Here is a 24,432-nt window from a genome sequence, read left to right as displayed (position 1 = left end):
GCAAGGAGGCCACATGTCCGATCCACGCATTGACACGGCTCCACCCGGTATCGACTACATCGCCGTGGAAGAGTCGCCGCAGTTCCGGGAACTGAAGCGCACCCAGCGCAGCTTCATCTTTCCGCTGTCGATCGCATTTCTGCTCTGGTATTTCGCATATGTCCTGCTGTCGTCCTTCGCGCCGGATTTCATGGCGCAGCGGGTTTCCGGCGACATCACGATCGGGCTGCTGCTCGGACTCGGCCAGTTCGTGACGACCTTTGCGATCACGATGGCGTACGTGTGGTTCGCCAATCGCAAGCTCGACCCGAAGGCCGAGGCGATACGCGAAGAACTCGAGAAGCGTGAGGCGGCAGCATGAACGACATCTTCGGTTCCATCCATGCGGCGGTTCAGACCGTGGAGAACAACCCGGTTCTGAACATCTCGATCTTCGCGGCTTTCGTCGCGGTGACGCTGTTCATCGTCATCCGCGCCAGCCGGAACAACAAGACCGCTGCCGATTATTATGCGGCCGGTCGCTCGTTCACCGGTCCGCAGAACGGCTTCGCGATCTCGGGCGACTACCTGTCCGCCGCCTCGTTCCTCGGAATCACCGGCGCCATCGCGATCAACGGCTACGACGGTTTCCTCTATTCGATCGGGTTCCTGGTCGCGTGGCTGGTCGCGCTGCTGCTCGTGGCGGAGTTGATGCGCAACACCGGCAAATTCACGATGGCCGACGTGCTGTCCTTCCGGCTCAGGCAACGTCCGGTGCGGATGGCCGCTGCCATCACGACGCTCGCGGTCTGCTTCTTCTACCTGCTGGCTCAGATGGCGGGTGCCGGCGGACTGGTGTCGCTTCTGCTCGGCATCAACGAGCGCATCGGGCAGTCCATCGTGGTCGCTGTCGTCGGCATCCTCATGATCGTCTACGTCCTGGTCGGAGGAATGAAGGGCACCACCTGGGTGCAGATCGTCAAGGCGTTCCTGCTCATCGGCGGTGCCCTGGTGATGACGGTCTGGGTCCTCGCGATCAACGGCTTCAGCCTGAACACGCTGCTGGAAAGCGCCGTGGCCGCGGCGGTGACAGACCCGAAGGACGCGATCCTCGGCCCGGGCCTGCAGTACGGCGCCAACCCGTGGGACTTCATCTCGCTGGCCATCGCCCTCGTGCTGGGAACAGCCGGCCTGCCGCACGTCCTGATGCGCTTCTACACGGTCCCCACCGCCAAGGAAGCGCGGCGTTCCGTCGTGTGGGCCATTTGGCTGATCGGCGTCTTCTACCTGTTCACGCTCGTGCTCGGCTACGGTGCTGCCGCTCTGGTCGGGCCGGAGACGATCGCCGCGGCGCCCGGGGGTGTGAACTCGGCGGCGCCGCTGCTCGCGCTCGCGCTCGGCGGACCCGTGCTGCTGGGCTTCATCTCGGCGGTCGCGTTCGCCACGATCCTGGCAGTGGTGGCGGGCCTGACCATCACCGCGGCGGCGTCCTTCGCGCACGACATCTACGCGAACGTGGTGAAGAAGGGTGACGTGCCGCCGGACGGGGAGGTCAAGGTCGCGCGGCGCACCGTCGTGGTGATCGGCATCCTCGCGATCATCGGCGGCATCGGCGTCCAAGGGCAGAACATCGCCTTCCTGGTGGCCCTCGCCTTCGCGGTGGCCGCGTCGGCCAACCTCCCGACGATCCTGTACTCGCTGTTCTGGCGGAAGTTCACCACGCGCGGCGCGGTGTGGAGCATGTACGGCGGTCTGGCCGCGGCGATGATCCTCATCTTCTTGTCCCCGGTGTTCTGGGGGGCGGAGACGAGCGTGTTCAAGAACGTCGGCGTGGCGATCTGGCCGTTGAACAACCCCGGAATCGTCTCGATCCCGATCGGGTTCTTCCTGGGATGGTTCGGCTCGGTGCTCTCCCGCAAGGCGGAGGATCGGCGCCTGGCGGCAGAGATGGACGTGCGCTCCCTGACCGGATTCGGCGCGGAGAAGGCCACCAATCACTGACGGCCATGAGTAAGTGCGCGGCCCCGGGGCGGGGGATCCCCGGGGCCGCGCGGCGCGCGGGCGGCCTACTCGCCCGCGGCCCGTTCCAGATCCAGCAGGAACGCCTTGACCTCGGCATGACCGCCGTACTCGCCGATCGAGCCGTCGGAGCGGACGACCCGATGCACCGGCACGATGATCGAGAACGGCGTCCTCGCGCAGGCGGTGCCCACCGCCCGGGCCGCGCGCGGGCTGCCGGCATGCGCGGCGACCTCACCGTATCCGGCGGTCTCGCCGTACGGGATCCGGCGGACCGCCTCGAGAGCGGCGCGGGTGAACCCGCGGACGAGCCGCCAATCGAGCGTGAGCTCGAACTCGCGGCGCCGCTGCGCGAAATACTCGTCGAGCTGACGGGCGGCGTCCTCGGCCGCGGCGTCATCGTCGGAGCGGTCCAGGGGAGCGCGCAGCGCGCGGGTCCGACGCTCCAACTCCTGCTCGAGCGCGCCGCGCAGCGGGTGCAGGGACACGATTCCCTCGTCCGTCGTCACGATCAGGACATCGCCGATCGGGGTGGAGTGCGAGGTGAATCGAGTGCTCGAGGCGGTCATGCCACCATCCTGGCGCGAGCCGCTCGGAGCGTGCGCAGGCGTCCGCTGGTTGCGGATGATCAGCGCCGATCCCGCGCTGGGGAGGAATCGCAGATCAGGTGGCGAGTCGCCAATCCGGCGAAACTCGGGAAGGCTGCTCAAGCCAACGGCCCGCGGCGCTTAGTGTGGCCGTGTGTGGCGAGCAGAAGGCAGCGCCGTTATCGGCGCAGACGATGACGCTCCCTCGGTGACCCCGGGCGACCTCGGTCTGTCCGAGCCCGGGGTGACGGTCATGCACGTCGCGGAACCCGAACGGGACCGCCTGCGCGCGTTGGCGGCGGAATTGGGCGGCCCGTCGACGCTGCTGCACTTCGACGACGCGAACAGCGGCGGCATCGAGATCACCAAAGCGCACCCCGGCAGCCTGCCGCAGTTCATCACCGGACGGTCCACACTGCTGTCCAACCTGTTCCGCGATGAGGTCGCACTGCGCAACGCGCGCCTGGCGGCGGAGCGGATCACGGCCAAGAACGTCGAGCTGCGCACCGCGCGCGGCATCGAACCGGTCCATCTCGCCGTCGGCCTGGCCTCCTGGCGGATCGGCGGACTGGCGTGCACGGCGCCCGTGCTGCTGCGGCCGCTCGGCATCCGTCGGCACCACTCCGACTTCGAGCTGAAGCTGCACGGGACCTTCATCGTCAATCCCGAGTTCGTCCGCGCCGCGCGCACGCACTTCGGCATCGAGCTGGACGGTGTGGCGCTGGCCACCCTGGCGCACGAGGACGGTGTCTTCAAACCTCAGCCAGTGATCGACCACCTGCGAGCGCTGACTGCGACGATCGACTCGTTCACCGTCCACCCGCGTCTGGTCGTCTCGACCTTCGCGGATGTCGGCGCCGCCATGGCGCGGGATGCCGTCAACCTCGACCACCCGGTGCTCAACGCGCTGGCCGGCCACCCGGAAGACCGCAAGACCGTGTCCCTCCGCAGGCCCGCTCCGCCGGTGCCGAGCCCGGACGAACGCGCTCCGGCATCCGACACGCTCCTGCTCGATGCGGATGCCGAGCAGGAGGGCGTGCTGGCGCGGATCGCGGCCGGGCACTCGCTGGCCGTGCACACCCTGCCGGGCACCGGCGGAACGCAGACGATCATCAATGCGGTCGGCTCGCTCGTGCGGGACGGCAAGCGCGTCCTCGTCGTCAGCGCACGCCGTTCCACCCTGGACGGGGTGCGCCACCGCCTGACCGGCATCGGGCTGCAGGGGCTCGCGGTGTCCCCGCGCAACGTGCAGCGAGACCTGATCCGCGCGATCGGTCGGAACGAGAAGGCCGTGCAGCCCAAGGTGGGCGAGATCGATGACGCGCTGGTGCGCCTGAGGGGGGTGCTGCGGGACTACCGCGGCGCGGTCACCACGCCGCATCCGGCGCTCGGCGTCTCGGTGCTGGACGTGCTGCGTCGGCTCGCCGAACTGGCCGGTGCCACCCCCGCCCCCACCGCCCAGGCTCGCTTCGACATCGACGTGCTCGTCAAGCTGGCGCCCGCCCGGGCCAAGGCGGCGGCCGCGCTGGCCGCGGCGGCGCGCCTGGGCGAGTTCCGGTTCGGGCCCGGGGACTCGCCGTGGTACGGCGTCTCCTTCGCCACCACCGGCGCCGCCCGCGCCGCGCACGCACTCGCCGGCCGGCTCCACCGTCAGGATGTGCCGAACCTCCTCGAACGCGGCTACGAACTGATCGCGCAGACCCGGATGCGGCCGTTCCAGACGATCACCGAGCTGGGCGCGTACCTGCGCGTGCTGCAGGGCATCCGGGATTCACTGGATCGGTTCAGTCCGACCGTGTTCGAGCGGCCGCTGGGCGAGCTCATCCAAGCGCACGGTCCGCGCCGTGACGCGCCGTCTCTGACCGGAGCCCAGCGCCGTCGGCTGCGTCGGCTCTCACGCGAGTACGTGCGGCCCGGTGTGCACATCGCCGACATGCACGAGGCGCTGGTGCGGGTGCAGCAGCAGCGCACCGAGTGGCAGCGCTTCGTCGAGGCCGGCGTCGGGCCCGCAGTCCCGCTGGGCCTGTCGGACGTCCAGGTTGCGTGGCAGCGGGTCGAGGCGGACCTCGCCGAACTGGACGGCATCGTCGGCCGCGGCGGCGCTGATCGTCTGGCTTCGCTTCCGGTCGCACGCCTCGTCCGCACCCTGGCGGGCCTGGCCGCCGACTCCGACGTGTTCGACAACCTCGTCGAGCGCGCCACGCTGCGCTCCCAGCTGGCTGCGCTCGGTCTGGAGAGCCTGCTCGCTGAGCTGTCCGTCCGCCACGTTCCCGAAGACGCGGTCGGCACCGAGCTGGAGTACGCCTGGTGGCAGTCCGCGCTGGAGTATCTGCTGCGCAGCGACCGAGCCCTGCTGGGTGCGAACACCGCGGTCGTGGACCGCCTCGAGCGCGACTTCCGGCTGGTGGATGAAGCGCACGCTGCGGCATCCGGACCGCTGCTGGCAGCCCAGCTGGCCACGCAGTGGCGCATCGGGATCGTGGACGAGGCCGCCGAGGCAGCGGCGCTGAAGCGTGCACTCCGAGACCCACGGACGACGCCCGCCGATCTGGCCGCAGCAGCACCGGTGCTGCTGCGCACACTGGCCCCGGTGTGGCTGGCTTCGCCCTACGAGGTGCCCCAGATCCCGGAGACGCTGGGATTCGACGTCGTCATCCTCGCGGATGCCGCGGCGCTGAGTCTGGCCGAAGCGGTGCCGGCACTGCGGCGCGCGCAGCAGGTGGTGGTCTTCGGCGACCCGGTGACCCAGAAACCCACGCCGTTCCGCCTGTCCTCCGGGATCCCCGAGGACAGCGACCCGGTTCGCGGACCCTTCGACGAGACGAGCGTGTTCGAGCGTCTCGCCGAGCTGTTCCCGGTGGAGACGCTGACGCACAGCTACCGCGCCGGCGGCGAGGACCTGGCCGAACTGGTCAACGACGCGTTCTACGGCGGAGAGCTGGTCTCGCTGCCGTGGGCGGGGTCCTATCTCGGGCGCGGCAGCCTGAGCGTGGACTACGTCGAAGGCGGCACGGGTGCACCCGACCCGGTCAGCGGAGCGGTGGAGAGCCCCGACGCGGAGGTTGCACGCGTGGTGACCCTTGTGGTCGAACACGCGGTCAACCGCGGGAACGAGTCGCTGATGGTCGTGACCGCCAGCGCGAAGCACGCCGAGCGGGTGCGCGCGGCGGTCGAGGCCGCCTTCGCCGGACGCTCGGATGTCGCGGACTTCGTCGCGCGGGACACCGCCGAGCCCCTCGCCGTGCTGACCCTCGAGGAGTCCGTGGCGGAGAGTCGCGACCGGGTGATCTTCTCGCTCGGATTCGGCCTCACCAAGCACGGCCGGGTGCTCAGCGACTTCGGCGACCTGTCCACTCCGGACGGCGAGCGTCTGCTCACGGTCGGGATGACACGGGCGCGACGCTCGATGGTGATCGTGTCCTCCATCCGCCCGTCGGCGTTCGACGACGGGCGACTCGAGCACGGCGCGGCGACACTGATGAGCATCCTCGGCGGCATCGCCTCCCGCGCCCGGCAGGCGCGTCTGGAAGACCTGGCCGACCCGCTGACCTTGGCGCTGGCGCGCGAACTGCGCCGACTGGGCATCTCGGTCGATGTGCACTACCGCGGTCTGCTTCCGCTCGTGGCGCAGTACGACGGCCGCGCGGTGGTCGCCGAGAGCGACCCCGAGACGATCGGCGAGTCGCTGCGGGAGTCGCTGCGGCTGCGCCCGCAGATCCTCCGCCGGCTCGGCTGGCACTACGTGCGCGTGCACTCGTTCGACCTGTACAGCGACCCCGCGGCCGTGGCGGCCCGGATCGCGGCGCTGCTCGGCGTGCCGCCGGAATCGTCCGCGGCCGACACCGAGACGCAGCCGATCGATGTCATCGAATAGGCGACAGCGGATCGAGCGGGTCCCCGGCGCGCGCCGCGCCAAACTCACCCCCGCGCCGGGCACATCCGCGGAGCCGGCCGAGCCGACGGACGACACCGAGCCGGGCCTCGCCACATCCGGCCCCAACGACGAACAGCTGCGCCGCGACGTCCCACCGCACTGGTGAGGCGCGCACCACGCAGCAGCGTCGACTCAGGCGCGCGGCGGGGGAGTGCTCTGACGTTCCAGCAGGTCGCGGATCTGGACCAGCAGCTCCGACTCGGTGGGCAGCGGCTCGTCGCCCTCGGTGACCCCGGCCTTGGCGGCGCCACGCTCGCGCAACCGGTTCATCGGGACCACGAAGACCAGGTACACGACCAGCGCGACGGCGAGGAAGTTCACGATCGCGCCGAGGATCGCGCCGAAGGAGAACGTCGCAGTGCCGCCGAGGAGCGTCGGAACGGTCACCTGCAGTGCCGTGTCCAGGCTGTCCGACGCGAAGAACAGGCTGATCAGTGGATTGATCAGCGCCGAGACCAGAACGTTGACGATTGCCGTGAAGGCGGCGCCGACCACGACCGCTACGGCGAGATCGATGACGTTCCCGCGCAGGATGAACTCCTTGAACCCTTGGATCACGTGAATCACCTGGCCTCACTTCGGCCGAAGCCGATTAGGTTCCTGACGGTGCAGGGGAGGCCTTCGCCTCCGGCTTCGATGATGCCCCAGAGGAGGACGACTCGCTAGGACCGGAGGACCCACCGGCCGAAGAGGTGGCGGGCTCGGAGCTCTTCTTCTCCCGGCCCCCGCCGGAGCCCTTGCCGTCGGCGGCGCGGGAATCGGTGCGGTAGAAGCCGGAACCGTTGAAGGTCACCCCGATCGATCCGTACTCCTTGCGCAGGGTGCCGCCGCACGCGGGGCACTCGGTCAGGGTCGGCTCGGCGAAGGACTGCACGGCATCGAAGCGGTGGCCGCATTCTTTGCAGGCATAGGCATAGGTAGGCATGGGTGCTTTCGGACGATCAGGGCCGGGCAGGCGAGAGGACGAGGGTCTGAGTGGGGGTGACGACGCCGGTCACCGGCTGGTCGTGCAGGTCGCGGGGGACCTCGTCGAGGAGCTCGGAATCGTAGATGACCGCGTAGACGGGCGGGCATCCCTCCATCGAGCCGATCGTCTTGTCGAAGAATCCGCGACCCCAGCCCAGGCGCATGCCGTCCCGGTCGACGGCGGCCGCGGGGATCACGAGCAGATCGACGTCGTTGACCGCAATGGGGCCGAGCAGCTCGCCCACCGGCTCGGGCAGCCCGAACATCCCCTCGGCGATGTCGAAGTCCGGGTGCGCGACCGACCAGTCCAGCAGGCCGTCGGTGCGGGTCACCGGCAGGAGCACGCGGATGCCGCGGCGCACCGCCGCGTCGACGAACTCGCGCGTGCCGGGTTCGCTGGGAGTGGACAGGAAGCACGACATGGAGCGGACCCCGAGGGAGTCCACCAGTGCGTCCAGCTGTTCCCGGATGCCGGCTGCAGCGGAGTCCTTGGCAGGCTGAGAGAGCAGCTGGCGCCGCTCACGCAGCTCCGCGCGCAGAGCGCGCTTGGCCGTTGCGATGTCGTCGTGCATGGGTTGATTCTAGGCGCGATTACCATGCGCCGCGGTCGAGGGCAAGGGGAGCAGGTCGCACGGCGGAGGGGGGCGCCGTCAGTAGAGTATGAGCCATGCCCCCTAAGCCCATGAAGGCCGTGATTCCCGCAGCCGGCCTCGGTACCCGTTTCCTGCCCGCGACGAAAGCCATGCCGAAGGAGATGCTCCCGGTCGTGGACAAGCCGGCCATCCAGTATGTGGTGGAAGAGGCGGCGCAGGCGGGTATCAACGACATCCTGGTGATCATCGGACGCAACAAGAACGCGATTTCGAATCACTTCGACTCCGTTCCCGAGCTCGAGGTAAAACTGCGCGACAAGGGCGACGCCGACCGGCTTCGTCGGGTGATGGCCTCCAGCGACCTCGCGGACATTCACTTCGTGCGTCAGGGTGAGCCTCGCGGGCTCGGGCACGCCGTCTCCCGCGCCCGGGCGCATGTGGGTGAGTCGCCGTTCGCGGTGCTGCTCGGCGATGACCTGATCGACGAGCGCGACGCCCTGCTGACCACGATGATCGCGCAGCACGAGCGCAGCGGCGCGACGATCATCGCGCTCATGGAGGTCGATCCCGCCCAGATCCACATGTACGGCGCCGCAGCCGTCGAGGCGACCGACGACCCGGATGTCGTGCGCGTCGTCGGTCTGGTCGAGAAGCCCCCGCGTGAGGACGCTCCGTCCAATCTCGCCATCATCGGCCGGTACGTGCTGACCCCCGCGATCTTCGACATTCTGGAGCGCACCGAGCCCGGCAAGGGCGGCGAGATCCAGCTGACCGACGCGCTGCAGGAGCTCGCCACGGACGCCGAGGGTCCTGGCGTGTACGGTGTCGTTTTCCGCGGACGTCGCTACGACACCGGGGATAGGGTGGACTACATCAAGGCCATCGTGCAGCTCGCCGCCGACCGTGAGGATCTGGGTCCTGAGCTGCGTCCCTGGTTCAAGGAGTTTGCGGCGACTCTGTAGCGCCGCACGTTCGAGGGGGTGTCGTGGATCTGACGACTCCTGTCCGGCACGGGAACGTGGCGATCCGCCTCGTTCGGCCTCGCGACGCGCGCACGCTGCAGCACGAGCTGCTCTCCAACCGTGCCTGGCTGCAGCCGTGGGAGGCGACCAGCCCGGACGGGCCGGTCTCGTTCGACATGCGCACCGGTGTGAGGCGACTGCTGCAGCAGTACCGCGACGGCACCGGCATCCCGTTCGTGATGGAAGACGGCGGGGAGATCGCCGGTCAGCTGAACGTGTGGGGGATCGCGCGCGGGTCGCTGGCGTCGGCGACCATCGGCTACTGGGTCAGCGAGCGGTTCGCAGGGCGCGGCATCACCACCACGTCGGTCGCACTGGCGACCGACGTGTGCTTCAGCGAGATGCGACTGCATCGGATGGAGATCTGCATCCGGCCCGAGAACCAGGCCAGCCTGCGCGTCGTGGCGAAGCTGGGCTTCCGGTACGAGGGACTGCGGCGGCGGTTCATCCACATCGACGGTGACTGGCGCGACCACTATGCGTTCGCCCTGACGCGCGAGGACGTGCCCGAAGGCGTCCTGCAGCGCTGGGTGCAGGGGCGTGCACCGGCGGACGCCGCGACGGTGCCGCCCAGCGATCGTTCGCGGGCCTGAGACGACACGCCGCAGGATGCCGGGGCGAGGGCGCACCGTCGCCTACCGTTGACCGCATGGGCGGGCAGGTACTTGGCGGGGGAGTCATCGTGCTCGTCGCCGTGCTCCTGTGGATGGTCTATCTGCTGCCGTCCTGGCACAGTCGCCGCCAGTTCGACGCGGCCGAGCGCAACGCCGTGCGGCTCAACCAGGCACTGCGCGTCCTGGCCGAGACGAGCGAGACGCCGCACGAAGTCCGGCTCGAACTGAACGCGCGCACCGCACTGGCCCAGCAGCGTCTTGCTCGCCGGGCGGTCGCCGAGCGCGAGCAGGCCGCTCTCGAGCAGGCCCGGATCGATCTGGCGCAGGCCCGCGACGAACGTGCCGCAGCGCGGTCGCGGCCGAGCGCCCGGCGGGCACGCGCCCGCCGTCGCACCCGACTGGCGCTGACCGTCCTCGGACTCGCCGGCGTCGGCGTCTCGGTGTGGGGCGCGTGGGAGGTCGTGGCGACCGGTTCGCAGCTGATGCTGTGGTCCGGAGTCGCCGCCGCGTCGATGTCCGGAGTGCTGCTCGGACGCATGACCCGCGTCGGGGCGCGCGCGGTGAACCGCGTCGCGATCGAGGACGCCTCGGCACGCGTGCCACGGGTCATGCAGGATGTGGAGCTGACCGCGACCCCGCGCACCGGCTGGGCGCCGCGTGAGCTGCCCCGCCCGCTCACCGTCTCTGCCGGATCGCGCGCGGCGGCGATGCTGGATGCCGCTGCGGCCCGAGAGGCGCTGCGTCAGGCCGCGGTCGAGGAGGCCGCACGCCAGCGCGCCGCCGAGCTCGAGCCGCCGTCGATCGCCGCTGTACGCGCGGCGCGGGAGAGCGCCGAGGCGTCGCCGTATGCGGCGATGGGCAGAGTCGACGACGCCGAGATCGAAGCGCACGTGCGCCGGCTGCTGGCCAGCCGGGCAGGCTGAGCGCGTCCCGCTCACACGGGTCCCGACGATGTTCTACTTGCCCGCCGAGCGCGACCGAGCCCGGCTGCCGCATGATCCGTTCAAGGCGATGATCGCACCGCGGCCGATCGGCTGGATCTCGACGCTGGACGCGCAGGGCAGCCCCAACCTGGCGCCGTACAGCTTCTTCAACGCGGTGTCCGACAACCCGCCGCTGGTGATGTTCTCGAGCGCGGGCATGAAGGATTCGGCATCCCACGCGCTGGATCGTGGCGAGTTCGTCTGGAACCTCGCCACCTTCGACCTGCGTGAGGCGATGAACCAGTCCTCGACGACGCTGCGGCGCGGCGAGTCCGAATTCGCGTTCGCGGGCATCGAGGCTGCGCCGTCCCGCCTGGTCGCGCCGGCGCGGGTCGCCGCCAGCCCCGTCGCGCTGGAGTGCACGGTGACTCAGACGCTGCAGCTGACGGATGCCGCGGGCGGGCTGATCGACCGCCATCTGGTGATCGGGCAGGTTGTGGGCGTGCATCTGGACGAGCGGTTCATCCTGGCGGACGGGCGGGTGGACACCGCCGCCATGCGCCCGATCGCCCGCAGCGGCTACCGCGATGAGTACTCGGTGCTGGACGCGGTGTTCCATCTGCCGCGCCCGGACTGAACGGGCAGCCGGCAGCCAGCGTGATAGCCTGTCGGAGGTTCAGGGCCTGTGGCGCAGCTGGTAGCGCACCTCGTTCGCATCGAGGGGGTCAGGGGTTCGAGTCCCCTCAGGTCCACCAATGAAATGAGCGCCCCCTCGTGGGGCGCTCATTGTCGTTAACGGGTGCAGCGACTCGTACCCTCTGCGGACCTGCGGTGATTCGGGCGCGGGCAGCCGCGGACGCTCACCAGGCCAGCAGGTGGGTCGGCGTGAAGTCGATCCTCGTGCTGAACCTCTCCGCGATCGCGTCTGCCGGCATGCCGTAATCGGCGATCGCCTCGGCGTACTTGCCGAGGTACGGTTCGCGGAACCGACCAAGCCACTCCACGCCGGTGCCCGGGGCGAGGTGCGCGTCGCCGCGCAGCACGACCACGTCGTCTCCGAACTGTCCACCGGCGTCGAGGTGGACGAGCACCGGGCAACCCCGCCGGATGTTCTCCACCTTGTGCGAGTCCGGCTCGCTGAGGATCGTCAGCACGCTGTCGTGCCAGAAGAACCAGACCGGCACGGCGCGTGGTGAGCCGTCCGCCGCGAGGGTGACGATCCAGGCGATCAGGTCACGCTCCAGCATCCTGAGTGCTTTCACGTGCGTCTCATCCGTGTCGTTGAAGATGCTCGTGCCCATCTCGTCTCCTCATCGACACCGTGTTGAGGGCGAGGGTACCGCGTCGAGCGTGCCGCCCGCACGGGCGAGCCGGACGCTGCCGGCGCGGCGCCGCCGGTGACGCCTAACCCGCGAACGCGTGCTGGCGGGCACCGGCGGCGAGGCGTTCCGCGGCCAGGCCCTCGGCCGCCTGCAGGGGGGTGACGCTGCGCGACTCGGCCTCGTCGAAGACCCGGCGGACGGTGTCGCCGATCGCCGCCACGCGAGCCAGGATCTCGTCCCGACTGCCCAGCTGCTTCGCGTCGAGGTCCAGGTAGATCACCCCACCGGCGTTGACCACGAAATCGGGGGCGTACAGGATGCCGCGGGCAGCCAGCCGGTCAGCGCCGGAGTGATCGGCGAGCGGGTTGTTCGCCGGTCCGCACACGGCGCGCGCCTCGAGCGCGTCGATGACCCGGTCGGTGAGCAGCCCGCCGATGCCGGCGGGGACGAACACGTCGGCCGGCACCAGGTGCTCCTCGCCCGGCGTGATCCAATCGGCCCCGAGCTGCACCGCGAGATCCCGCTTGGCGGGGTTCACATCGGTGACGGTCAGCCGCGCGCCCTCCGTGCTCAGGCGCACGGCCAGCCGGCTGCCCACCTGTCCCATGCCCGAGATCGTGATGCGGCGGCCGGCGACATCCGGGGAGCCGGTGATGCGCTCGAGCGTGGCGCGCAGCGACTCGTACACGCCCAGGCTGGTGGGGCCGGCCGGTTCGCCGGAGCCGCCGCCGGCCTCGGGAAGCCCGACGACGTGCCGGGTGCGCTCGCTGACGGTCAGCATGTCGGCCGTGGTCGATCCCACGTCCTCGGCCGTGCGGTACAGCCCGTCCAGCAGCTCCACCGCATCACCGAGGTCGAGGAACGCCGCGCGCCGACGCTCGGCGTCCAGGACGGAGTCGGGCGGCAGGGCGATCACGGACTTGCCGCCTCCGGCATCCAGTCCGGCCGCCGCGTTCTTCAGCGTCATGGCAGCCGACAGCCGCAGGACATCGCCGAGCGCGTCGCTCCAGTGCGGGTAGCTCCACAGACGCGCGCCGCCCAGCGCTGAGCCCAGCACCGAGGAGTGCAGCGCGACGGCGATGAAGAGCCCGCTGCGTCGACCGGTGAGCGTTTCGACGCGTTCGTGCGCGAAATCGGGCAGGGGCAGGGTCGCAGACATGTTGGTCCTCGTCGATCAGCCGCCGCGGCGTCTTCGTGAGAGCCCGGCGGGAGCGTGCGGATGGCGGCGTTGCGCATCCACCCCTATTGGACCACCACTGAGCCGATCGTTCAACGTGTCACTGTGCACCTGAGCAATGTGCTCACAGAAGCAGCCTCCGCGTGCGTGATGGCGCAGGATCAGGCGCGATCGTGGTCGGGCAGTCCGACGTCCACGGCCTGCGCCGACGCGTCCGCCTCCGGTTCGTCGAAATCGGAGGACGGCCCGCCCAGCGCACGCAGCGCGTACAGGATCGTGGTCAGGTCGACCAGTTCCTGCACCAGTGCCCCGACCACCGCAGGGATGACCCCGGTGGTGGCCACCAGCATGAGTCCGACGCTGAGCAGGATGCCGATCCAGATCGCCGTGTAGGCCACCCGCAGGGTGTGGCGCCCGATCGAGACCGCGTCCACGACCTTGGCGAGCGAATCCTTGAGGATCACGGCGGCCGCGGCATCCCCCGCCGCAGTCGCACCCTTCGCTCCCATCGCGATGCCGATGTCCGCCGCGGCGAGCACCGGCGCGTCGTTGACACCGTCGCCCACCATCAGCACGGGCCGCGGGCGCATCTGCGCCGCGAGGTGCACCTTCTCCGGGGGCAGCAGCTCGGCGTGCACCTCGGTGATTCCCACCTCGTGCGCGATGGCCTCCGCGGTGGCCTGCGCGTCGCCGGTGAGCATCGCGATCCGCTCCACCCCGTGCGCGCGCAGCCAGGCCACCACCGCGCGGGACTCCGGCCGCGGGTCGTCTGCCAGGACGAGCACGCCGGCGAAGCGTCCGTCGACGGCCACGTAGGCGGCGGCCTGACCCGCAGCCAGCGCCATCCGCGAGGTCTCCGGCGCGAGGGCGGCGATGTACGCCGGCTTGCCGACCACCACGACGCGCCCGCCGATCGTCGCGGTCACGCCGTTGGTGGCCACTTCGCCGGCCTGTGACGCGCTCTGGACGGGCACGCCCCGCTCCGCGGCCGCACGTCGGATCCCATCGGCCAGCACATGGCTCGAGTACTGCTCCGCGGAGGCGGCCAGGCCGAGCAGGACCTCGGGGTCGATCCCGTCCACCGCCCGGACCTCGACCAGGTCGGGTCGGCCCTGCGTGAGCGTCCCGGTCTTGTCGAACGCCGCGGACTGCACGCGTGCGAGTTGCTCGATCACCGCTCCGCCCTTGACGATGATCCCCGCCTTCGCCGCCCGCGAGAGCCCGCCGAGGAACGCGACCGGCGCCGCGATGAGAAGCGGGCAGGGCGTGGCGAGCACCAGGACCTCGGCGAACCGGGTGGGGTCGCCCGAGATGCCCCACGCCGCACCGGCGATGACGAGCGACACGGCGGTGAACGGGACCGCGAACCGGTCCGCGAGGCGCACGACCGGCGCACGCGACTCCTCGGCATCCCGCACCAGCGCCACGATCTGCTGGTACTGGCTGTCGGCGCTGCGGCGCACAGCGCGGACCCGTACCGCCTGCGAGCCGTTGACGGCGCCGGAGAGCACCTCATCGCCCGCGTGACGGGTCACCGGAAGGCTCTCCCCGGTCAGTGAGGACTCGTCGAACGAGCCGGAGTCGGTCAGCAGCAGCGCGTCCACGGGTACGATCTCGGACGGGCGGATCAGCAGCACATCGCCGACCCGCACGTCGTCGGCCGCGGCATCCGTCACTTCGTCCGATGTGTGATCGTCGGGATGGACGATGACATGGGCGATCTGCGGGGAGCGGTCCAGCAGCGCGGTGAGCTCGCGTTTCGCGCGACGGCCGGCGTAGTCTTCGAGCGCTTCACCGCCGGAGAGCATGAGCACGATGATCAGCGCCGCGACGTACTCGCCGACCGCGAGGGTCGCGACCATTGCGACGACCGCCAGCACGTCGAGCCCGACGTGGCCGCGCAGGACGTCCCGCACCATGCCGATCAGGGTCCACACGATGACCGCCGCGACGTACAGAGTGGCCAGCCACCGGCTCGCGCTCTGCCTGTCCGACAGGTCCAGGACGAGCACCGCGATGCCGACCACGACTGTGGCGGTGATCACCGGGTACCGGGCCATGACGCGGGGGATGCGGCGCACAGGATCAGCCTGGTACACCCGAGCGCCCACCGCCAGCGGTGCCGTGCGGACCGGGGCCGGCCGATCCCCTATCGAGCGGTGTGCGACGGGAGTACCGTCTGCGCCAAGGAACCCGAAAGACACACGCACGAGGGGATAGTGATGTTCGAAGATGCACGCGGCATGGCCGCGATCGCCGCGTCCGATCTGGCCCGCGCCCGGTCGTTCTACGAGGGCGTGCTGGGATTGACGCCCGAAGAGATCCAGGAGGATGCCGAGACGGTGATCTATCGGCTCGCGGGGGTGCCGCTGCTGGTCTATCGCTCCGGGTTCGCCGGAACCGCGAAGAACACCGTGTTCGGCCTGCAGACCAGGGATCTGGCCTCCGATATGGCATCCCTCCGCGCGAACGGGGTGGAATTCCTCGAGTACGACTTCCCTGGCCTGAAGACGCAGGACGGGGTGGCCGAGATGGGCGGGGAGCGCGCGGCGTGGTTCGAGGACAGCGAGGGGAACATCCTCGGGCTGTTCGAGCGTCGCTGACCGGTCCGCGGCATTGCCTAGGCTGGTCCGGTGACTGATCAGCTCCCCACGCGCAGCCGCATCGTCCAAGATGCGCTGCGAACCGCCGGCATCACCGGCGACATCGTCGTGCTTCCGGATGCCGCGGCCACCGCGCCGCTGGCCGCCGCCGCACTCGGCGTCGAGGTCGGCGCCATCGCGAACAGCCTCGTCTTCTGGTCCGACGGCGAGCCGCTGCTGGTCATGACCAGCGGTGCGCACCGCGTGGACACCGCAGCCCTCGCCGAGCGGCTCGGCCGCGGCAGCATCCGCCGAGCCAGCGCCGAGCAGGTGCGCGAGGCGACCGGCCAGGCGATCGGCGGGGTCGCCCCGTGCGGGCATCCCGCGCCGCTGACTACCGTCATCGACGCCGACCTCGCCGCCTTCGAGCAGATCTGGGCGGCCGGCGGGACGCCGCATACCGTCTTCCCGATGACCTTCGAGGAACTGGTCGCGCTGACCGGCGGAACGATCACGACGGTGGTGTGACCGGCCGGTCCGCGGGTCCGCGCCGGCATCGCGACCGGGCCGCCCCCTGAGCGACGCTAGGGTCGGAGCGTGAGCCCCGACGCGTACACCCACGGCCACCACGAGAGCGTCCTGCGTTCGCACCGGTGGCGCACGGCCGAGAACTCCGCCGCCTACCTGCTGCCGCTGCTGGCTCGCGGGTGCACTGTGCTCGATGTCGGGGCGGGGCCGGGAACGATCACGGCCGACCTGGCCGAGCGGGTGGCGCCGGGGCAGGTGGTCGGCCTCGATGCCGCCGCCGGGGTGGTGGCGACGGCGGATGAGCTGCGTTCCGAGCGCGGACTGGACAACCTGTCCTTCGAGGTCGGTGACGCGTACGCCCTGGCGGTCGCGGATGACAGCGTCGACATCGTGCACGCGCATCAGGTGCTGCAGCATCTGGCCAGGCCGGTCGACGCGCTCCGGGAGTTCCGGCGGGTCGTCTCGCCCGCAGGAGCGGTCGCGGTTCGTGATGTGGACTACGAAGGGGTGATCTGGTACCCGCAGGTGCCCGCCTTGGACGAGTGGATGGAAGTGTATCTCCGGGTCCACCGGGGGATGAGCGGGGATCCCACCGCCGGGCGTCACCTCAAGGCATGGGCCCGCGAGGCGGGGTTCACGGACGTGACGGCGACCGCCTCGGTCTGGCTGTTCGAGAGCGACGAGGACCGGCAGTGGTGGGGCTCGGCGTGGGCAGAGCGAGCCGTCGCCTCGTCCTTCGCCGAGAACGCCCTCTCGCTGGGCGTGACCGACCGGTCCGGCCTCGCCCGCATCGCCGAGGCGTGGCGCCTGTGGGCGGCCTCACCCGATGGCTGGCTGCTCATGCCGCACGGCGAGGTCATCGCCCGCGGGTGAGCCGAGCAGAGCCCGGCGCGGTGCGCGGTGCGGGGCCGTCCGAGACAGCCGGTGCTCTTCGCAGACCGCGGACGGGAACCGGGTCGCCCTCCTCAGCGGCTCGCGGAGAGGAACTCGAACGCGGTGACCGCCGATGCAGCCGACCACGCCTGCGGGCGGCACGCGGCGGGGTAGGGCAGCGGAACGGTCGTCGGGCCCGGGTCGCTGCCGCCGGAACCGGCCGGATCTCCGCTGTGCAGCTCGGGCACGCGGTAATCGAAGCCCGCTGCGGCGGCCAGCATGTTCTCCACGACGGCCTCGGCCGCCTCGTCCAGGCCGGCGCGCTGCATGCCGCGGGCGATGATCGCGGTGTCGTGGATCCACACACTGCCGCCGTGGTAGCTCAGCGGCCAGTACCCGTGGGCGCCCGTCGACATCGTCCGGATGCCGAAGCCGGACAGCATGCTGGGCTGGGTCAGAAGCGCGGCGACGTCGCGTTCCTGGTGCGGTTCGAGCAGGCCCGTCCCCAGCAGGTGTCCGATGTTGCTGGTGAGCGCGTCGACACCGCGCCCGCTGGCATCCAGCGCGATGGCGGGGTAGTCGCCTTCGGGGGTGCTCACCCAGAAGCGATCGGCGAATCGCCGCCGCAGACGGGCGCCCCACGCGCGGGCCGCGTCGCCCCCGCTCTCGCCGTAGGCATCCAGGATGCGCGCGCCCGCCATCACGGCTTCGTAGGCATAGCCCTGCACCTCGCACAGCGCGATGGGACCCTGTGCCAGAGCGCCGTCGCGCCACTGGATGGAGTCACCCGAGTCCTTCCAGCCCTGGTTCGCCAGGCCGCGCCCAGTGCCGTCGTAGTAGGACACGAACCCGTCGCCGTGGCCCATGATCCATGCCAGACATTTCTGCATCGCCGGCAGGAGTTCCCGCACGTCCGCCTCCGGCAAGCCCGCATCGACGGTGTCGCCGAAGAGCCCGACCCACAGCGCCGTCGCATCGACGGATCCGTAATAGACCGGCGGCAGCGAGAACCCCTCCCCGGGTATGTCGAAGGCTTCGGCTCGCAGTTCGTGCAGGATCTTGCCGGGTTCCTCCGCCGTGGCGGGATCGACGCTGCGGCCCTGTCGGCGCGCCAGAACCCGGAGGGTGGATGCCGCGAGCGTCGGATTCGCGTGCAACGCCAGCCGCGCCGCCCACAGGGAGTCGCGTCCGAACAGGGTGAAGAACCAGGGCGCGCCGGCGGCGTAGAACTCGTCGTCGGGGTGATCCGGGAGCGCGAGGCGCAGCGCATTCAGATCAGTGAGAGCCGTGGCGAGCCACCGCTCGGCGCGGTCGTCGATCGAGCCGCCCCCGTACACCGCGGGTGGCGGGGGAGTGCTCCCGGACCGGACCACCAGGGCGTCGTCGGTCATGCGCACGCCCCACGCCACAGTGACGGAACGCCCGGGCGGGATCTGCACTGCCCAGGTGACCACCACCGCGGTGTCGGCCTCGATCGAATCCGAAACGCGGACGCTCCCGTCCGTTTCCAGCTCGATCCGTCGCGGCCCCGCGGTGAGCACGACGGTCCCGGCACCGCCGGGGCGTTCCGACCACGCCCGCGACTCCGGCATCCCCGCCTTCACCGCGTGCATGGGGGAGAACTCCGGGCGCAGCGTGAGGGTGATCTCCGCGTCGATCGGGTAGGTCAGGTGCGAGGTGATCTTGATCTGTTCGGTGACTCTCGCCTCATCGACGGTCCGCTCCCGAAGAAGCCGCATCTTCGGGTCCGCGCTGAGATCGTCCAGGCCGCGCAGCAGGCCCTCGAAGACCACTCGGGATGCCTCGTGCGCGGACATGCCGAGCCACTCGGCATCGCCTCCGGTCACGGCGACCGCCGCGGTCCGGATGAAACGCGTGTCGCCGTGGTAGATGCCGTCGATCGCGCCCTCGCCCACGTTGCCGTCGGCGCGGGACCACACCTGCGTGGGCGCGCGCAGGGCGACCACCCCGTCGTGAAGGAACGGCTGCAGTCCGCGTGCGGGCATGGCGAAGGTGCGCTCGGTCATCCCTTGAGCGCTCCTTCGGCGGTGTTCATGATCTTCTTCTGGAAGATGAAGAACATCACCGCAACCGGAATCGTCATGATCGCGGCGGCGGCGAGCTTGAGCGGGTACTGGTTTCCCTGTCCGAGCTGGCCGGACGCCAGTGAAGCCACCCCCTTGGTGAGGGTCGTCAGCTCCGGCGACTGCGTCGACACGATGAAGTGCCCCAGCTCGTTCCACGATCCCTGGAAGGAGAGGATCACGATCGTGATCAGCGCCGGTCGGGCCATCGGCAGCACGACCGACCAGAAGACGCGGAACGTGCCCGCCCCGTCGATCCGGGCCTGCTCCTCGATCGCTGCCGGGATCGACTCGAAGAAGTTCTTCATGATGAACACGCCGGCGGCATCCACCAGCAGCGGCAGGATCATGCCCACGTACGAGTTGTAGATGCCGATCTGGTTGAGGACGAGGAACTTCGGGATCAGCAGCACGACGCTGGGAACCGCCATCACGGCCACGACCAGGGCGAAGATGACGCCGCGTCCGCGGAACCTCAGACGAGCCAACGCGTAACCGGCCAGGGACACGAAGAACACCCGGCCGAGGGTGACGCTGATCGTCACGATCGCCGAGTTCATCGCCCACAGCGGGAAGTCGCTGCGAGTGAACAGGCGTTCGTATGCGGCCAGCGAGAACACGCTCGGGATGAGGGAGATGGGATCGGCAGTGGCCTCGGCATCCGTCTTGAACGACGTGGCGACCTGGACCAGGAACGGGTAGATGTAGATGATCGCGAGCACGATCAGGACGGCGTACAGCACGACTTGGGCCCAGCGGGCGCGAGCGGCCCACCTCCGGGTCCGCTGCGGAGGCGCGGGCGGTGCGACGGCGGCCGTTTCCGGTACGGCGGTGACGGTCATGAGGTCTTTCCCTTCACCTGGTATTGCCGCGCTCGGCGCTTGGACACCGGCCTGTCGCGCAGCGCCCACCGCTGCAGGGCTGCGAAGAAGATGATGATCAGGAACAGGATGAACGCGATCGCGGCGCCCTGCCCCCAGTCCTGGTTGATGAAGGCGGCCTGGTAGGTCAGGTACGCCGGGGTCACCGTCGTCTTGGCAGGGCCGCCCTGGGTCCCGGTGTAGATCTGGTCGAACACCTGCCAGCCCCCGATCAGACCGAGGGTGAGCACCGTGAACAGCGTCGGGCGCAGCTGCGGGAGCGTGATGTGCCAGAACCGCTGCCAGCCGGTGGCGCCGTCCATCATCCCCGCCTCGCCCAGTTCGACGCCGACGTTCTGCAGCGCCGCGATGAACAGCAGCATCATCGTTCCGCTGGTCGTGAAGATCGCCATCAGGATGAACGCGCTCATCGCGATCGAGGGGCCGGCGAGCCACTCCCACCACGAGATGCCGAGGAATCCGCCGCCCGTCAGCGCTTCGGGACCGTTCCGGACGCCGACGCCGCCCAGTGCGACATGAACGATGCCCCGCGGATCGGCGAACCAGTTCGGCCCGTTGATGCCCACCCACGAGAGCACCTCGTTGATGACGCCGGTGGTGGAGAACAGGAACAGCCACAGCACGGTGATGGCCACCGAACTGGTCACCGACGGAAAGTAGAACGCCGTGCGGAAAAAGCCGCGGCCGCGCAGGATCGCACGATTGACCAGCGTCGCCAGGAACAGGGCCAGGATCGTCTGCAGCGGAACGACCAGCAGCACGTACCAGGCGTTGTTGCGCAGCGCGATGCCGAAGTTCCGTTCCGGAAGGCCGCCTCCCGTGGTCACCGCGGCGTAGTTGTCCAGTCCCACGAATCCGACGCTCGGAGACAGCGGGCTGCCGCGCCCTGACCAGTCGGAGAAGCTCACCCACAGCGCCATCAGCACCGGGATGAACAGGAAGACGCCGAGGATGACGATGATCGGCGCGGTGAACAGCCATCCGGCAAGTCCCTCGCCGCGGCGGATCCCGGAGAACCGGCCGCGGCGAGGGGTGCTGACCTGGGCGGTCATGTCAGCCGACCACGGCCTCGAGGTTGGTCTGCACCGAATCCAGGATCTCCTGCGGGTTCCCGTTCTTCAGCGACTCCAGCTGTGCGTTGAAGTCCGCGATGACGTCGGTCGCTCCCTCCACGGTGGGCGGGAACTGGGCGTAGTCCGCGCCGGTCAGGAATGCACTGAGGTCGGGGTTGGCCTCCGTCCACGCATCTGCGGCGGACTGGATCGACGGCATCGGCCCGAATGCCTCGGAGAAGGCCAGCTGCTGATCGGTGGAGGTCAGGAACTCCACCAGGCTGAGCGCGGCCTCCTGGTTCGGGCTGTCCGCGGCCATACCCCAGCAGTTCGTGAACTGCAGCGTGCCCTGGCCGGCGGGGCCGGCCGGCAGTTCGGCGACGGCGTACGCGACATCCGGGTAGTCGGCGCTCAGTGCGCCGGTGATCCAGTTGCCCTCGATCACCATCGCGGCCAGCTGGTTGCCGAACGCCTCACCGCCCCAGCTCGCCCCGATGTCGGTCGAGAAGGCGAACGTGCCGTCCTGCAGGCGTGCCTGCACGTACTCCAAGGCCTCGACGTTCTCGGCGCTGTCGGCCACCGGCTCGCCGTCCGCGAGCAGACTCCCGCCGGCCTGCGCCATGAAGGTGCCGACCCGCTGGTACTCCGGGCCGAACGCGAGACCCACCGCGCCACCCGTCGTCAGCGTCTTGGTGACGGCGGTGAGGTCCTCCCAGGTCGCGGGAATGTCCGCCTCGGTCAGGCCGGCTGCGGCCCACAGGTCGGTGTTGATGATCAGCGCGAGCGTGGAGAAGTCCTTCGGGGCGCAGTAGAACTCGCCGTCGAGGGTGAAGTTCTCCACCAGCGACGGGTAGAAGTCGTCTTTGTTGTCCAACTCGTCACCGTAGGCGACCAGAGATCCGTTGCCCGCGTAGCCGGCCAGCGCCTCGGGAGCCAGGTAGAACAGATCCGGCGGGGAACCGCCGGCGAAGCCCTGGGACAGCTGCTGCGGAAGGTCGTTGGCCACCGAAACCGTCGCCTCCACGCCGGACTCCTCGGACCACGCCGCGACGGCATCTTCGACCGCTGCCGTCTCCGCCTCGCCGCTGGAGCCGATCAGGATGGTGAGCGCGTCGTCCGAGGAGGTCAGCCCGCCTTCGCCTCCAGAGTCGCCGGTGTCATCGAATCCCGAGCCGCCGCCGCATCCGCTCAACACCAGTGCTCCTGCGACGACGAGCGCACCGGCACCCGTCAGCGCGCGTGTCTTGCGTGTCATGTCCGTCTCCTTTGATAAACACCGCAGTGACCTCAGTGGGGGCGAGGTCATCGGACCCTTCTTTTTGTCGTTCCGATCTTTGAACGATCAAACTGATCGCTTGGAGGAACGTTAAGAGCCGCGCCGCGGGAGTGTCAACCCCCTGCGCTGTACTATGCGGTAACGATTTGAACGTTCCGATGCATGAAGATCCGGGGGAACGATGGCCAAGCCGCCGACGGTCGAAGACGTCGCGCGCGCGGCGGGCGTCTCGCGGCAGACCGTATCGAACGTCCTCAATTCGCCGGGCATCGTCCGTGAGGCGACCCGGGAGCGGGTGCAGCGGGCCATCGCGGATCTCGCCTATCGTCCGCACGCGGCCGCGCGTCGCCTCCGCACGCGGCGCAGTTCGACCCTCGGCGTGCACTTGGACCCCTACTCGGGGGGGATCTCCGGCGTCATCCTCGACCGGTTCGTGCACGCCCTCACGGAGCGGGCGGGCGAGCGTGGCATGCGCGTGCTCATCTACAGCGCACGATCCGCCGACGAGGAGATCGCCCGGCTCGGCGATCTCATCGACGGTGCCGAGATCGACGGGGTCGTGGTCACCGGCACGTTCTTCGGCGACCCGCGCACGGGCTGGCTGATGCAGCGGGACGTGCCGTTCGTCTCGTTCGGCCGGCCGTGGGGCGGCGATGACGTCTACAGCTCGGCGCACACCTGGGTGGACGTGGACGGCGCCGCCGGGACCCGGGCGGCCACGGCGCACGCGATCGCGACCGCCGGGCCGCGGGTCGGCTTCTTCGGGTGGCCCCCGGACGGCGGCACCGGCGACGACCGGGAGCGGGGATGGCGGGAGGCCATCACGCAGGCCGCCGCCGACGGCCCGCGCTTCGAGGCGACCGAAGGGCTCGCCCGCGCTCGCGACGTCATGGCACAGGTCTTCGCCCGTGCACAGACCCTCCGCGAGCTGGATGCCCTGGTCTGCGTCAGCGACTCGCACGCGGTCGCGGCGCACCTCGCCGCCGCCGACGCCGGCCGGCGCGACCTGCCGGTCTTCGGGTTTGACAACACCCCGGTCGCCGAGGCCCTCGGGATCTCGAGCATCGAGCAGTCGCCCGAGCTGGTCGCCGCCGCCGTCTTGGACGGCCTGATGGGAACGACGGGTTCGGCGGTGGAGCTGCGCGACCGCGACACGGCGCCGGCGCACGTGCTGGTGGAGCCTCGCCTCATCGTCCGCTAGCGCCGCGACCACCGATCCGGCGCCCCAGCTCGGCGGCGGCGGGTGCGATGAGGTCGGCCAGCGCGGCGACCTGCTGCGGGGTGTCACCGGGATAGGTCACCGCAAGCGCCGCGATCGGCCACCCGGTGTGGTCGCGCACCGCGACGCCCACCGAGCGCAGGCCCAGTGTGACCTCGCCGTCCTCGGTGGCGTAGCCGTCGGCGCGCACCCGCCGCAGCACATCATGCAGCTCGCGGGGGCGGGCGGGACCGCGCCCGGTCCGATCGGCGAAGGATGCGGCATCCGGGTACAGCGCCCGCACCTGCTCGCGCGGCAGGGCGGCGAGCATGGAACGTCCCGACGCGGTCAGATGCGCGGGCAGGCGGACGCCGACATCGGTCACCAGCGCCGGGCGGCGCGGCGCGCGCTCCTCGACGAGGTACAGCACGTCCCGGCCCGTCATCACGGCCAGGTGCGCGCTCTCGCCGGACCGGTCGGCCAGCGCCGCGATCAGCGTCCGGCCGAGCAGCGCGAGCGGCTGCTGCCGGGCGTACCCGCCGGCGAGCTCGAACGCGGCAGTGCCGAGTCCCCAGCGACGCTCTGCGGGCAGGTGCACGACGTAGCCGTGCGCTTCGAGGGTGGCCAGCAGGTGGTAGACACTCGATCGCGGCACGCCCAGCTGCGCCGCGACCGTGCGGGCCGCGATCGGCCCGGGCTGACCGGCCAGCAGCGACAGGATCCGCAGCGTCTGATCGGCGGCCGGCACTTGAGGGTGCGGCGAAGAGGTGTCTGGCATGACAGACACAGGATGGCACGGTCCTCTGTTTCCCGCGAGCCCGC

The 24,432-nt window shown here is 70.2% G+C and carries 24 protein-coding genes and 1 tRNA gene; 13 read left to right on the top strand and 12 right to left on the bottom strand.

All coding sequences use genetic code 11. From position 1 onward, the window contains the following. Positions 1-13 precede the first annotated feature (13 nt). A complete protein-coding gene (locus NQ152_RS02835) occupies positions 14-361 on the top strand; it encodes a DUF485 domain-containing protein (protein WP_257503261.1) in 348 nt (115 codons plus the stop codon). Further along, positions 358-1,980: a cation acetate symporter gene (locus NQ152_RS02830; RefSeq protein ID WP_257503260.1), complete on the top strand. Its 1,623-nt coding sequence runs from the start codon at positions 358-360 to the stop codon at positions 1,978-1,980. Before NQ152_RS02835 ends, NQ152_RS02830 begins: the two co-directional genes overlap by 4 nt. A 65-nt stretch (positions 1,981-2,045) precedes the next feature. Here NQ152_RS02830 and NQ152_RS02825 read toward each other — a convergent pair whose 3' ends face one another. Continuing rightward, positions 2,046-2,567 carry a methylated-DNA--[protein]-cysteine S-methyltransferase gene (locus tag NQ152_RS02825; protein WP_257522940.1) on the bottom strand — a complete coding sequence of 174 codons (522 nt, stop codon included), beginning with the start codon at positions 2,565-2,567 and terminating at the stop codon, positions 2,046-2,048. A 271-nt stretch (positions 2,568-2,838) separates the two neighbouring features. Between NQ152_RS02825 and NQ152_RS02820 the strand changes: the two genes are divergently transcribed. Continuing rightward, positions 2,839-6,459, top strand: coding sequence for an AAA family ATPase (locus NQ152_RS02820; protein ID WP_257523068.1), 3,621 nt, complete (start codon positions 2,839-2,841; stop codon positions 6,457-6,459). Then, the gene (locus tag NQ152_RS02815; protein ID WP_257522939.1) at positions 6,446-6,625 is read left to right on the top strand and encodes a hypothetical protein; all 180 of its coding nucleotides are present in this window, start codon (positions 6,446-6,448) and stop codon (positions 6,623-6,625) included. Before NQ152_RS02820 ends, NQ152_RS02815 begins: the two co-directional genes overlap by 14 nt. Positions 6,626-6,651: 26 nt before the next feature. Here the strand turns inward: NQ152_RS02815 and mscL are convergent, their stop codons facing one another. Genes mscL through NQ152_RS02800 form a run of 3 tightly spaced genes read right to left on the bottom strand, consistent with a single transcriptional unit; the run spans position 6,652 to position 8,057 of the window. Beyond that, positions 6,652-7,077, bottom strand: a complete 426-nt coding sequence (gene mscL, locus NQ152_RS02810; protein WP_257503257.1) for a large conductance mechanosensitive channel protein MscL — start codon at positions 7,075-7,077, stop codon at positions 6,652-6,654. 34 nt (positions 7,078-7,111) lie between these two features. Then, positions 7,112-7,444, bottom strand: coding sequence for an FmdB family zinc ribbon protein (locus NQ152_RS02805; RefSeq protein ID WP_257503256.1), 333 nt, complete (start codon positions 7,442-7,444; stop codon positions 7,112-7,114). A 16-nt stretch (positions 7,445-7,460) separates the two neighbouring features. Continuing rightward, the gene (locus tag NQ152_RS02800) at positions 7,461-8,057 is read right to left on the bottom strand and encodes a 5-formyltetrahydrofolate cyclo-ligase (RefSeq protein WP_257503255.1); all 597 of its coding nucleotides are present in this window, start codon (positions 8,055-8,057) and stop codon (positions 7,461-7,463) included. A 95-nt stretch (positions 8,058-8,152) separates the two neighbouring features. Here NQ152_RS02800 and galU point away from each other — a divergent pair, with 95 nt between their 5' ends. The 5 genes from galU to NQ152_RS02775 all read left to right on the top strand — a co-directional run bounded on the left by galU (position 8,153) and on the right by NQ152_RS02775 (position 11,392). After that, on the top strand, positions 8,153-9,040 hold the full coding sequence (galU, locus tag NQ152_RS02795; protein WP_257503254.1) for a UTP--glucose-1-phosphate uridylyltransferase GalU: 888 nt from the start codon (positions 8,153-8,155) through the stop codon (positions 9,038-9,040). Between the two features lie 23 nt (positions 9,041-9,063). Beyond that, positions 9,064-9,693 carry a GNAT family N-acetyltransferase gene (locus tag NQ152_RS02790; RefSeq protein ID WP_257503253.1) on the top strand — a complete coding sequence of 210 codons (630 nt, stop codon included), beginning with the start codon at positions 9,064-9,066 and terminating at the stop codon, positions 9,691-9,693. A gap of 56 nt (positions 9,694-9,749) precedes the next feature. Continuing rightward, positions 9,750-10,637 carry a large exoprotein gene (locus NQ152_RS02785; RefSeq protein WP_257522938.1) on the top strand — a complete coding sequence of 296 codons (888 nt, stop codon included), beginning with the start codon at positions 9,750-9,752 and terminating at the stop codon, positions 10,635-10,637. A 28-nt stretch (positions 10,638-10,665) separates the two neighbouring features. Continuing rightward, positions 10,666-11,274 (top strand): flavin reductase family protein, encoded by a 609-nt coding sequence (locus tag NQ152_RS02780; protein WP_257522937.1) that lies wholly within the window; start codon positions 10,666-10,668, stop codon positions 11,272-11,274. Between the two features lie 42 nt (positions 11,275-11,316). After that, positions 11,317-11,392 (top strand) — tRNA-Ala (locus NQ152_RS02775). Between the two features lie 105 nt (positions 11,393-11,497). Here the strand turns inward: NQ152_RS02775 and NQ152_RS02770 are convergent. From NQ152_RS02770 to NQ152_RS02760, 3 genes are all read right to left on the bottom strand, one after another. Beyond that, on the bottom strand, positions 11,498-11,938 hold the full coding sequence (locus tag NQ152_RS02770) for a pyridoxamine 5'-phosphate oxidase family protein (RefSeq protein WP_257522936.1): 441 nt from the start codon (positions 11,936-11,938) through the stop codon (positions 11,498-11,500). Positions 11,939-12,041: 103 nt separating this feature from the next. Then, positions 12,042-13,118, bottom strand: a complete 1,077-nt coding sequence (locus tag NQ152_RS02765) for a Glu/Leu/Phe/Val dehydrogenase family protein (protein ID WP_257522935.1) — start codon at positions 13,116-13,118, stop codon at positions 12,042-12,044. Between the two features lie 179 nt (positions 13,119-13,297). Continuing rightward, complete coding sequence (locus tag NQ152_RS02760) at positions 13,298-15,196, bottom strand: heavy metal translocating P-type ATPase (protein WP_257523067.1); 1,899 nt, start codon at positions 15,194-15,196, stop codon at positions 13,298-13,300. A 162-nt stretch (positions 15,197-15,358) separates the two neighbouring features. Between NQ152_RS02760 and NQ152_RS02755 the strand changes: the two genes are divergently transcribed. From NQ152_RS02755 to NQ152_RS02745, 3 genes are all read left to right on the top strand, one after another. Beyond that, entirely contained in the window at positions 15,359-15,739 is a 381-nt protein-coding gene (locus tag NQ152_RS02755) for a VOC family protein (protein WP_257502238.1), read from the top strand. Between the two features lie 30 nt (positions 15,740-15,769). Then, positions 15,770-16,246, top strand: a complete 477-nt coding sequence (locus tag NQ152_RS02750; protein WP_257522934.1) for a YbaK/EbsC family protein — start codon at positions 15,770-15,772, stop codon at positions 16,244-16,246. Between the two features lie 69 nt (positions 16,247-16,315). Further along, a complete protein-coding gene (locus NQ152_RS02745) occupies positions 16,316-17,119 on the top strand; it encodes a methyltransferase domain-containing protein (RefSeq protein WP_257522933.1) in 804 nt (267 codons plus the stop codon). A 92-nt stretch (positions 17,120-17,211) separates the two neighbouring features. On the opposite strand, the gene NQ152_RS02740 is transcribed toward NQ152_RS02745, so the two are convergent. Genes NQ152_RS02740 through NQ152_RS02725 form a run of 4 tightly spaced genes read right to left on the bottom strand, consistent with a single transcriptional unit; the run spans position 17,212 to position 22,391 of the window. Further along, positions 17,212-19,146 (bottom strand): glycogen debranching N-terminal domain-containing protein, encoded by a 1,935-nt coding sequence (locus NQ152_RS02740; protein ID WP_257522932.1) that lies wholly within the window; start codon positions 19,144-19,146, stop codon positions 17,212-17,214. Then, the gene (locus NQ152_RS02735) at positions 19,143-20,045 is read right to left on the bottom strand and encodes a carbohydrate ABC transporter permease (RefSeq protein ID WP_257522931.1); all 903 of its coding nucleotides are present in this window, start codon (positions 20,043-20,045) and stop codon (positions 19,143-19,145) included. The genes NQ152_RS02740 and NQ152_RS02735 overlap by 4 nt, the downstream gene beginning before the upstream one ends. Further along, complete coding sequence (locus NQ152_RS02730; RefSeq protein ID WP_257522930.1) at positions 20,042-21,136, bottom strand: carbohydrate ABC transporter permease; 1,095 nt, start codon at positions 21,134-21,136, stop codon at positions 20,042-20,044. Before NQ152_RS02730 ends, NQ152_RS02735 begins: the two co-directional genes overlap by 4 nt. Before the next feature lies 1 nt (position 21,137). Continuing rightward, positions 21,138-22,391 (bottom strand): extracellular solute-binding protein, encoded by a 1,254-nt coding sequence (locus NQ152_RS02725; protein ID WP_257502244.1) that lies wholly within the window; start codon positions 22,389-22,391, stop codon positions 21,138-21,140. Positions 22,392-22,593: 202 nt separating this feature from the next. On the opposite strand from NQ152_RS02725, the gene NQ152_RS02720 reads away from it, so the two are divergent. Beyond that, positions 22,594-23,613 carry a LacI family DNA-binding transcriptional regulator gene (locus NQ152_RS02720; RefSeq protein ID WP_257522929.1) on the top strand — a complete coding sequence of 340 codons (1,020 nt, stop codon included), beginning with the start codon at positions 22,594-22,596 and terminating at the stop codon, positions 23,611-23,613. Here the strand turns inward: NQ152_RS02720 and NQ152_RS02715 are convergent. Then, the gene (locus NQ152_RS02715) at positions 23,600-24,388 is read right to left on the bottom strand and encodes an IclR family transcriptional regulator (protein WP_257522928.1); all 789 of its coding nucleotides are present in this window, start codon (positions 24,386-24,388) and stop codon (positions 23,600-23,602) included. The two genes, NQ152_RS02720 and NQ152_RS02715, sit on opposite strands and share 14 nt — an antisense overlap. Between the last annotated feature and the right edge of the window lie 44 nt (positions 24,389-24,432).

The sequence above is a fragment of the Microbacterium sp. zg.B48 genome (assembly GCF_024623505.1).
Lineage (GTDB): Bacteria > Actinomycetota > Actinomycetes > Actinomycetales > Microbacteriaceae > Microbacterium.
This window is presented reverse-complemented; position numbering and strand designations above follow the sequence as displayed.

What these genes read in the sequence shown, in the direction of transcription:
- NQ152_RS02805 (WP_257503256.1), bottom strand. Translation starts at nt 7,444, where the DNA reads ATGCCTACCTATGCCTATGCCTGCAAAGAATGCGGCCACCGCTTCGAT.
- NQ152_RS02735 (WP_257522931.1), bottom strand. Translation starts at nt 20,045, where the DNA reads ATGACCGTCACCGCCGTACCGGAAACGGCCGCCGTCGCACCGCCCGCG.
- NQ152_RS02740 (WP_257522932.1), bottom strand. Translation starts at nt 19,146, where the DNA reads ATGACCGAGCGCACCTTCGCCATGCCCGCACGCGGACTGCAGCCGTTC.
- NQ152_RS02785 (WP_257522938.1), top strand. Translation starts at nt 9,750, where the DNA reads ATGGGCGGGCAGGTACTTGGCGGGGGAGTCATCGTGCTCGTCGCCGTG.
- NQ152_RS02755 (WP_257502238.1), top strand. Translation starts at nt 15,359, where the DNA reads ATGTTCGAAGATGCACGCGGCATGGCCGCGATCGCCGCGTCCGATCTG.
- NQ152_RS02715 (WP_257522928.1), bottom strand. Translation starts at nt 24,388, where the DNA reads ATGCCAGACACCTCTTCGCCGCACCCTCAAGTGCCGGCCGCCGATCAG.
- NQ152_RS02830 (WP_257503260.1), top strand. Translation starts at nt 358, where the DNA reads ATGAACGACATCTTCGGTTCCATCCATGCGGCGGTTCAGACCGTGGAG.
- NQ152_RS02820 (WP_257523068.1), top strand. Translation starts at nt 2,839, where the DNA reads ATGCACGTCGCGGAACCCGAACGGGACCGCCTGCGCGCGTTGGCGGCG.
- NQ152_RS02800 (WP_257503255.1), bottom strand. Translation starts at nt 8,057, where the DNA reads ATGCACGACGACATCGCAACGGCCAAGCGCGCTCTGCGCGCGGAGCTG.
- NQ152_RS02725 (WP_257502244.1), bottom strand. Translation starts at nt 22,391, where the DNA reads ATGACACGCAAGACACGCGCGCTGACGGGTGCCGGTGCGCTCGTCGTC.
- NQ152_RS02730 (WP_257522930.1), bottom strand. Translation starts at nt 21,136, where the DNA reads ATGACCGCCCAGGTCAGCACCCCTCGCCGCGGCCGGTTCTCCGGGATC.
- NQ152_RS02765 (WP_257522935.1), bottom strand. Translation starts at nt 13,118, where the DNA reads ATGTCTGCGACCCTGCCCCTGCCCGATTTCGCGCACGAACGCGTCGAA.
- NQ152_RS02770 (WP_257522936.1), bottom strand. Translation starts at nt 11,938, where the DNA reads ATGGGCACGAGCATCTTCAACGACACGGATGAGACGCACGTGAAAGCA.
- NQ152_RS02720 (WP_257522929.1), top strand. Translation starts at nt 22,594, where the DNA reads ATGGCCAAGCCGCCGACGGTCGAAGACGTCGCGCGCGCGGCGGGCGTC.
- galU (WP_257503254.1), top strand. Translation starts at nt 8,153, where the DNA reads ATGCCCCCTAAGCCCATGAAGGCCGTGATTCCCGCAGCCGGCCTCGGT.
- NQ152_RS02835 (WP_257503261.1), top strand. Translation starts at nt 14, where the DNA reads ATGTCCGATCCACGCATTGACACGGCTCCACCCGGTATCGACTACATC.
- NQ152_RS02760 (WP_257523067.1), bottom strand. Translation starts at nt 15,196, where the DNA reads ATGGCCCGGTACCCGGTGATCACCGCCACAGTCGTGGTCGGCATCGCG.
- NQ152_RS02780 (WP_257522937.1), top strand. Translation starts at nt 10,666, where the DNA reads ATGTTCTACTTGCCCGCCGAGCGCGACCGAGCCCGGCTGCCGCATGAT.
- NQ152_RS02825 (WP_257522940.1), bottom strand. Translation starts at nt 2,567, where the DNA reads ATGACCGCCTCGAGCACTCGATTCACCTCGCACTCCACCCCGATCGGC.
- NQ152_RS02815 (WP_257522939.1), top strand. Translation starts at nt 6,446, where the DNA reads ATGTCATCGAATAGGCGACAGCGGATCGAGCGGGTCCCCGGCGCGCGC.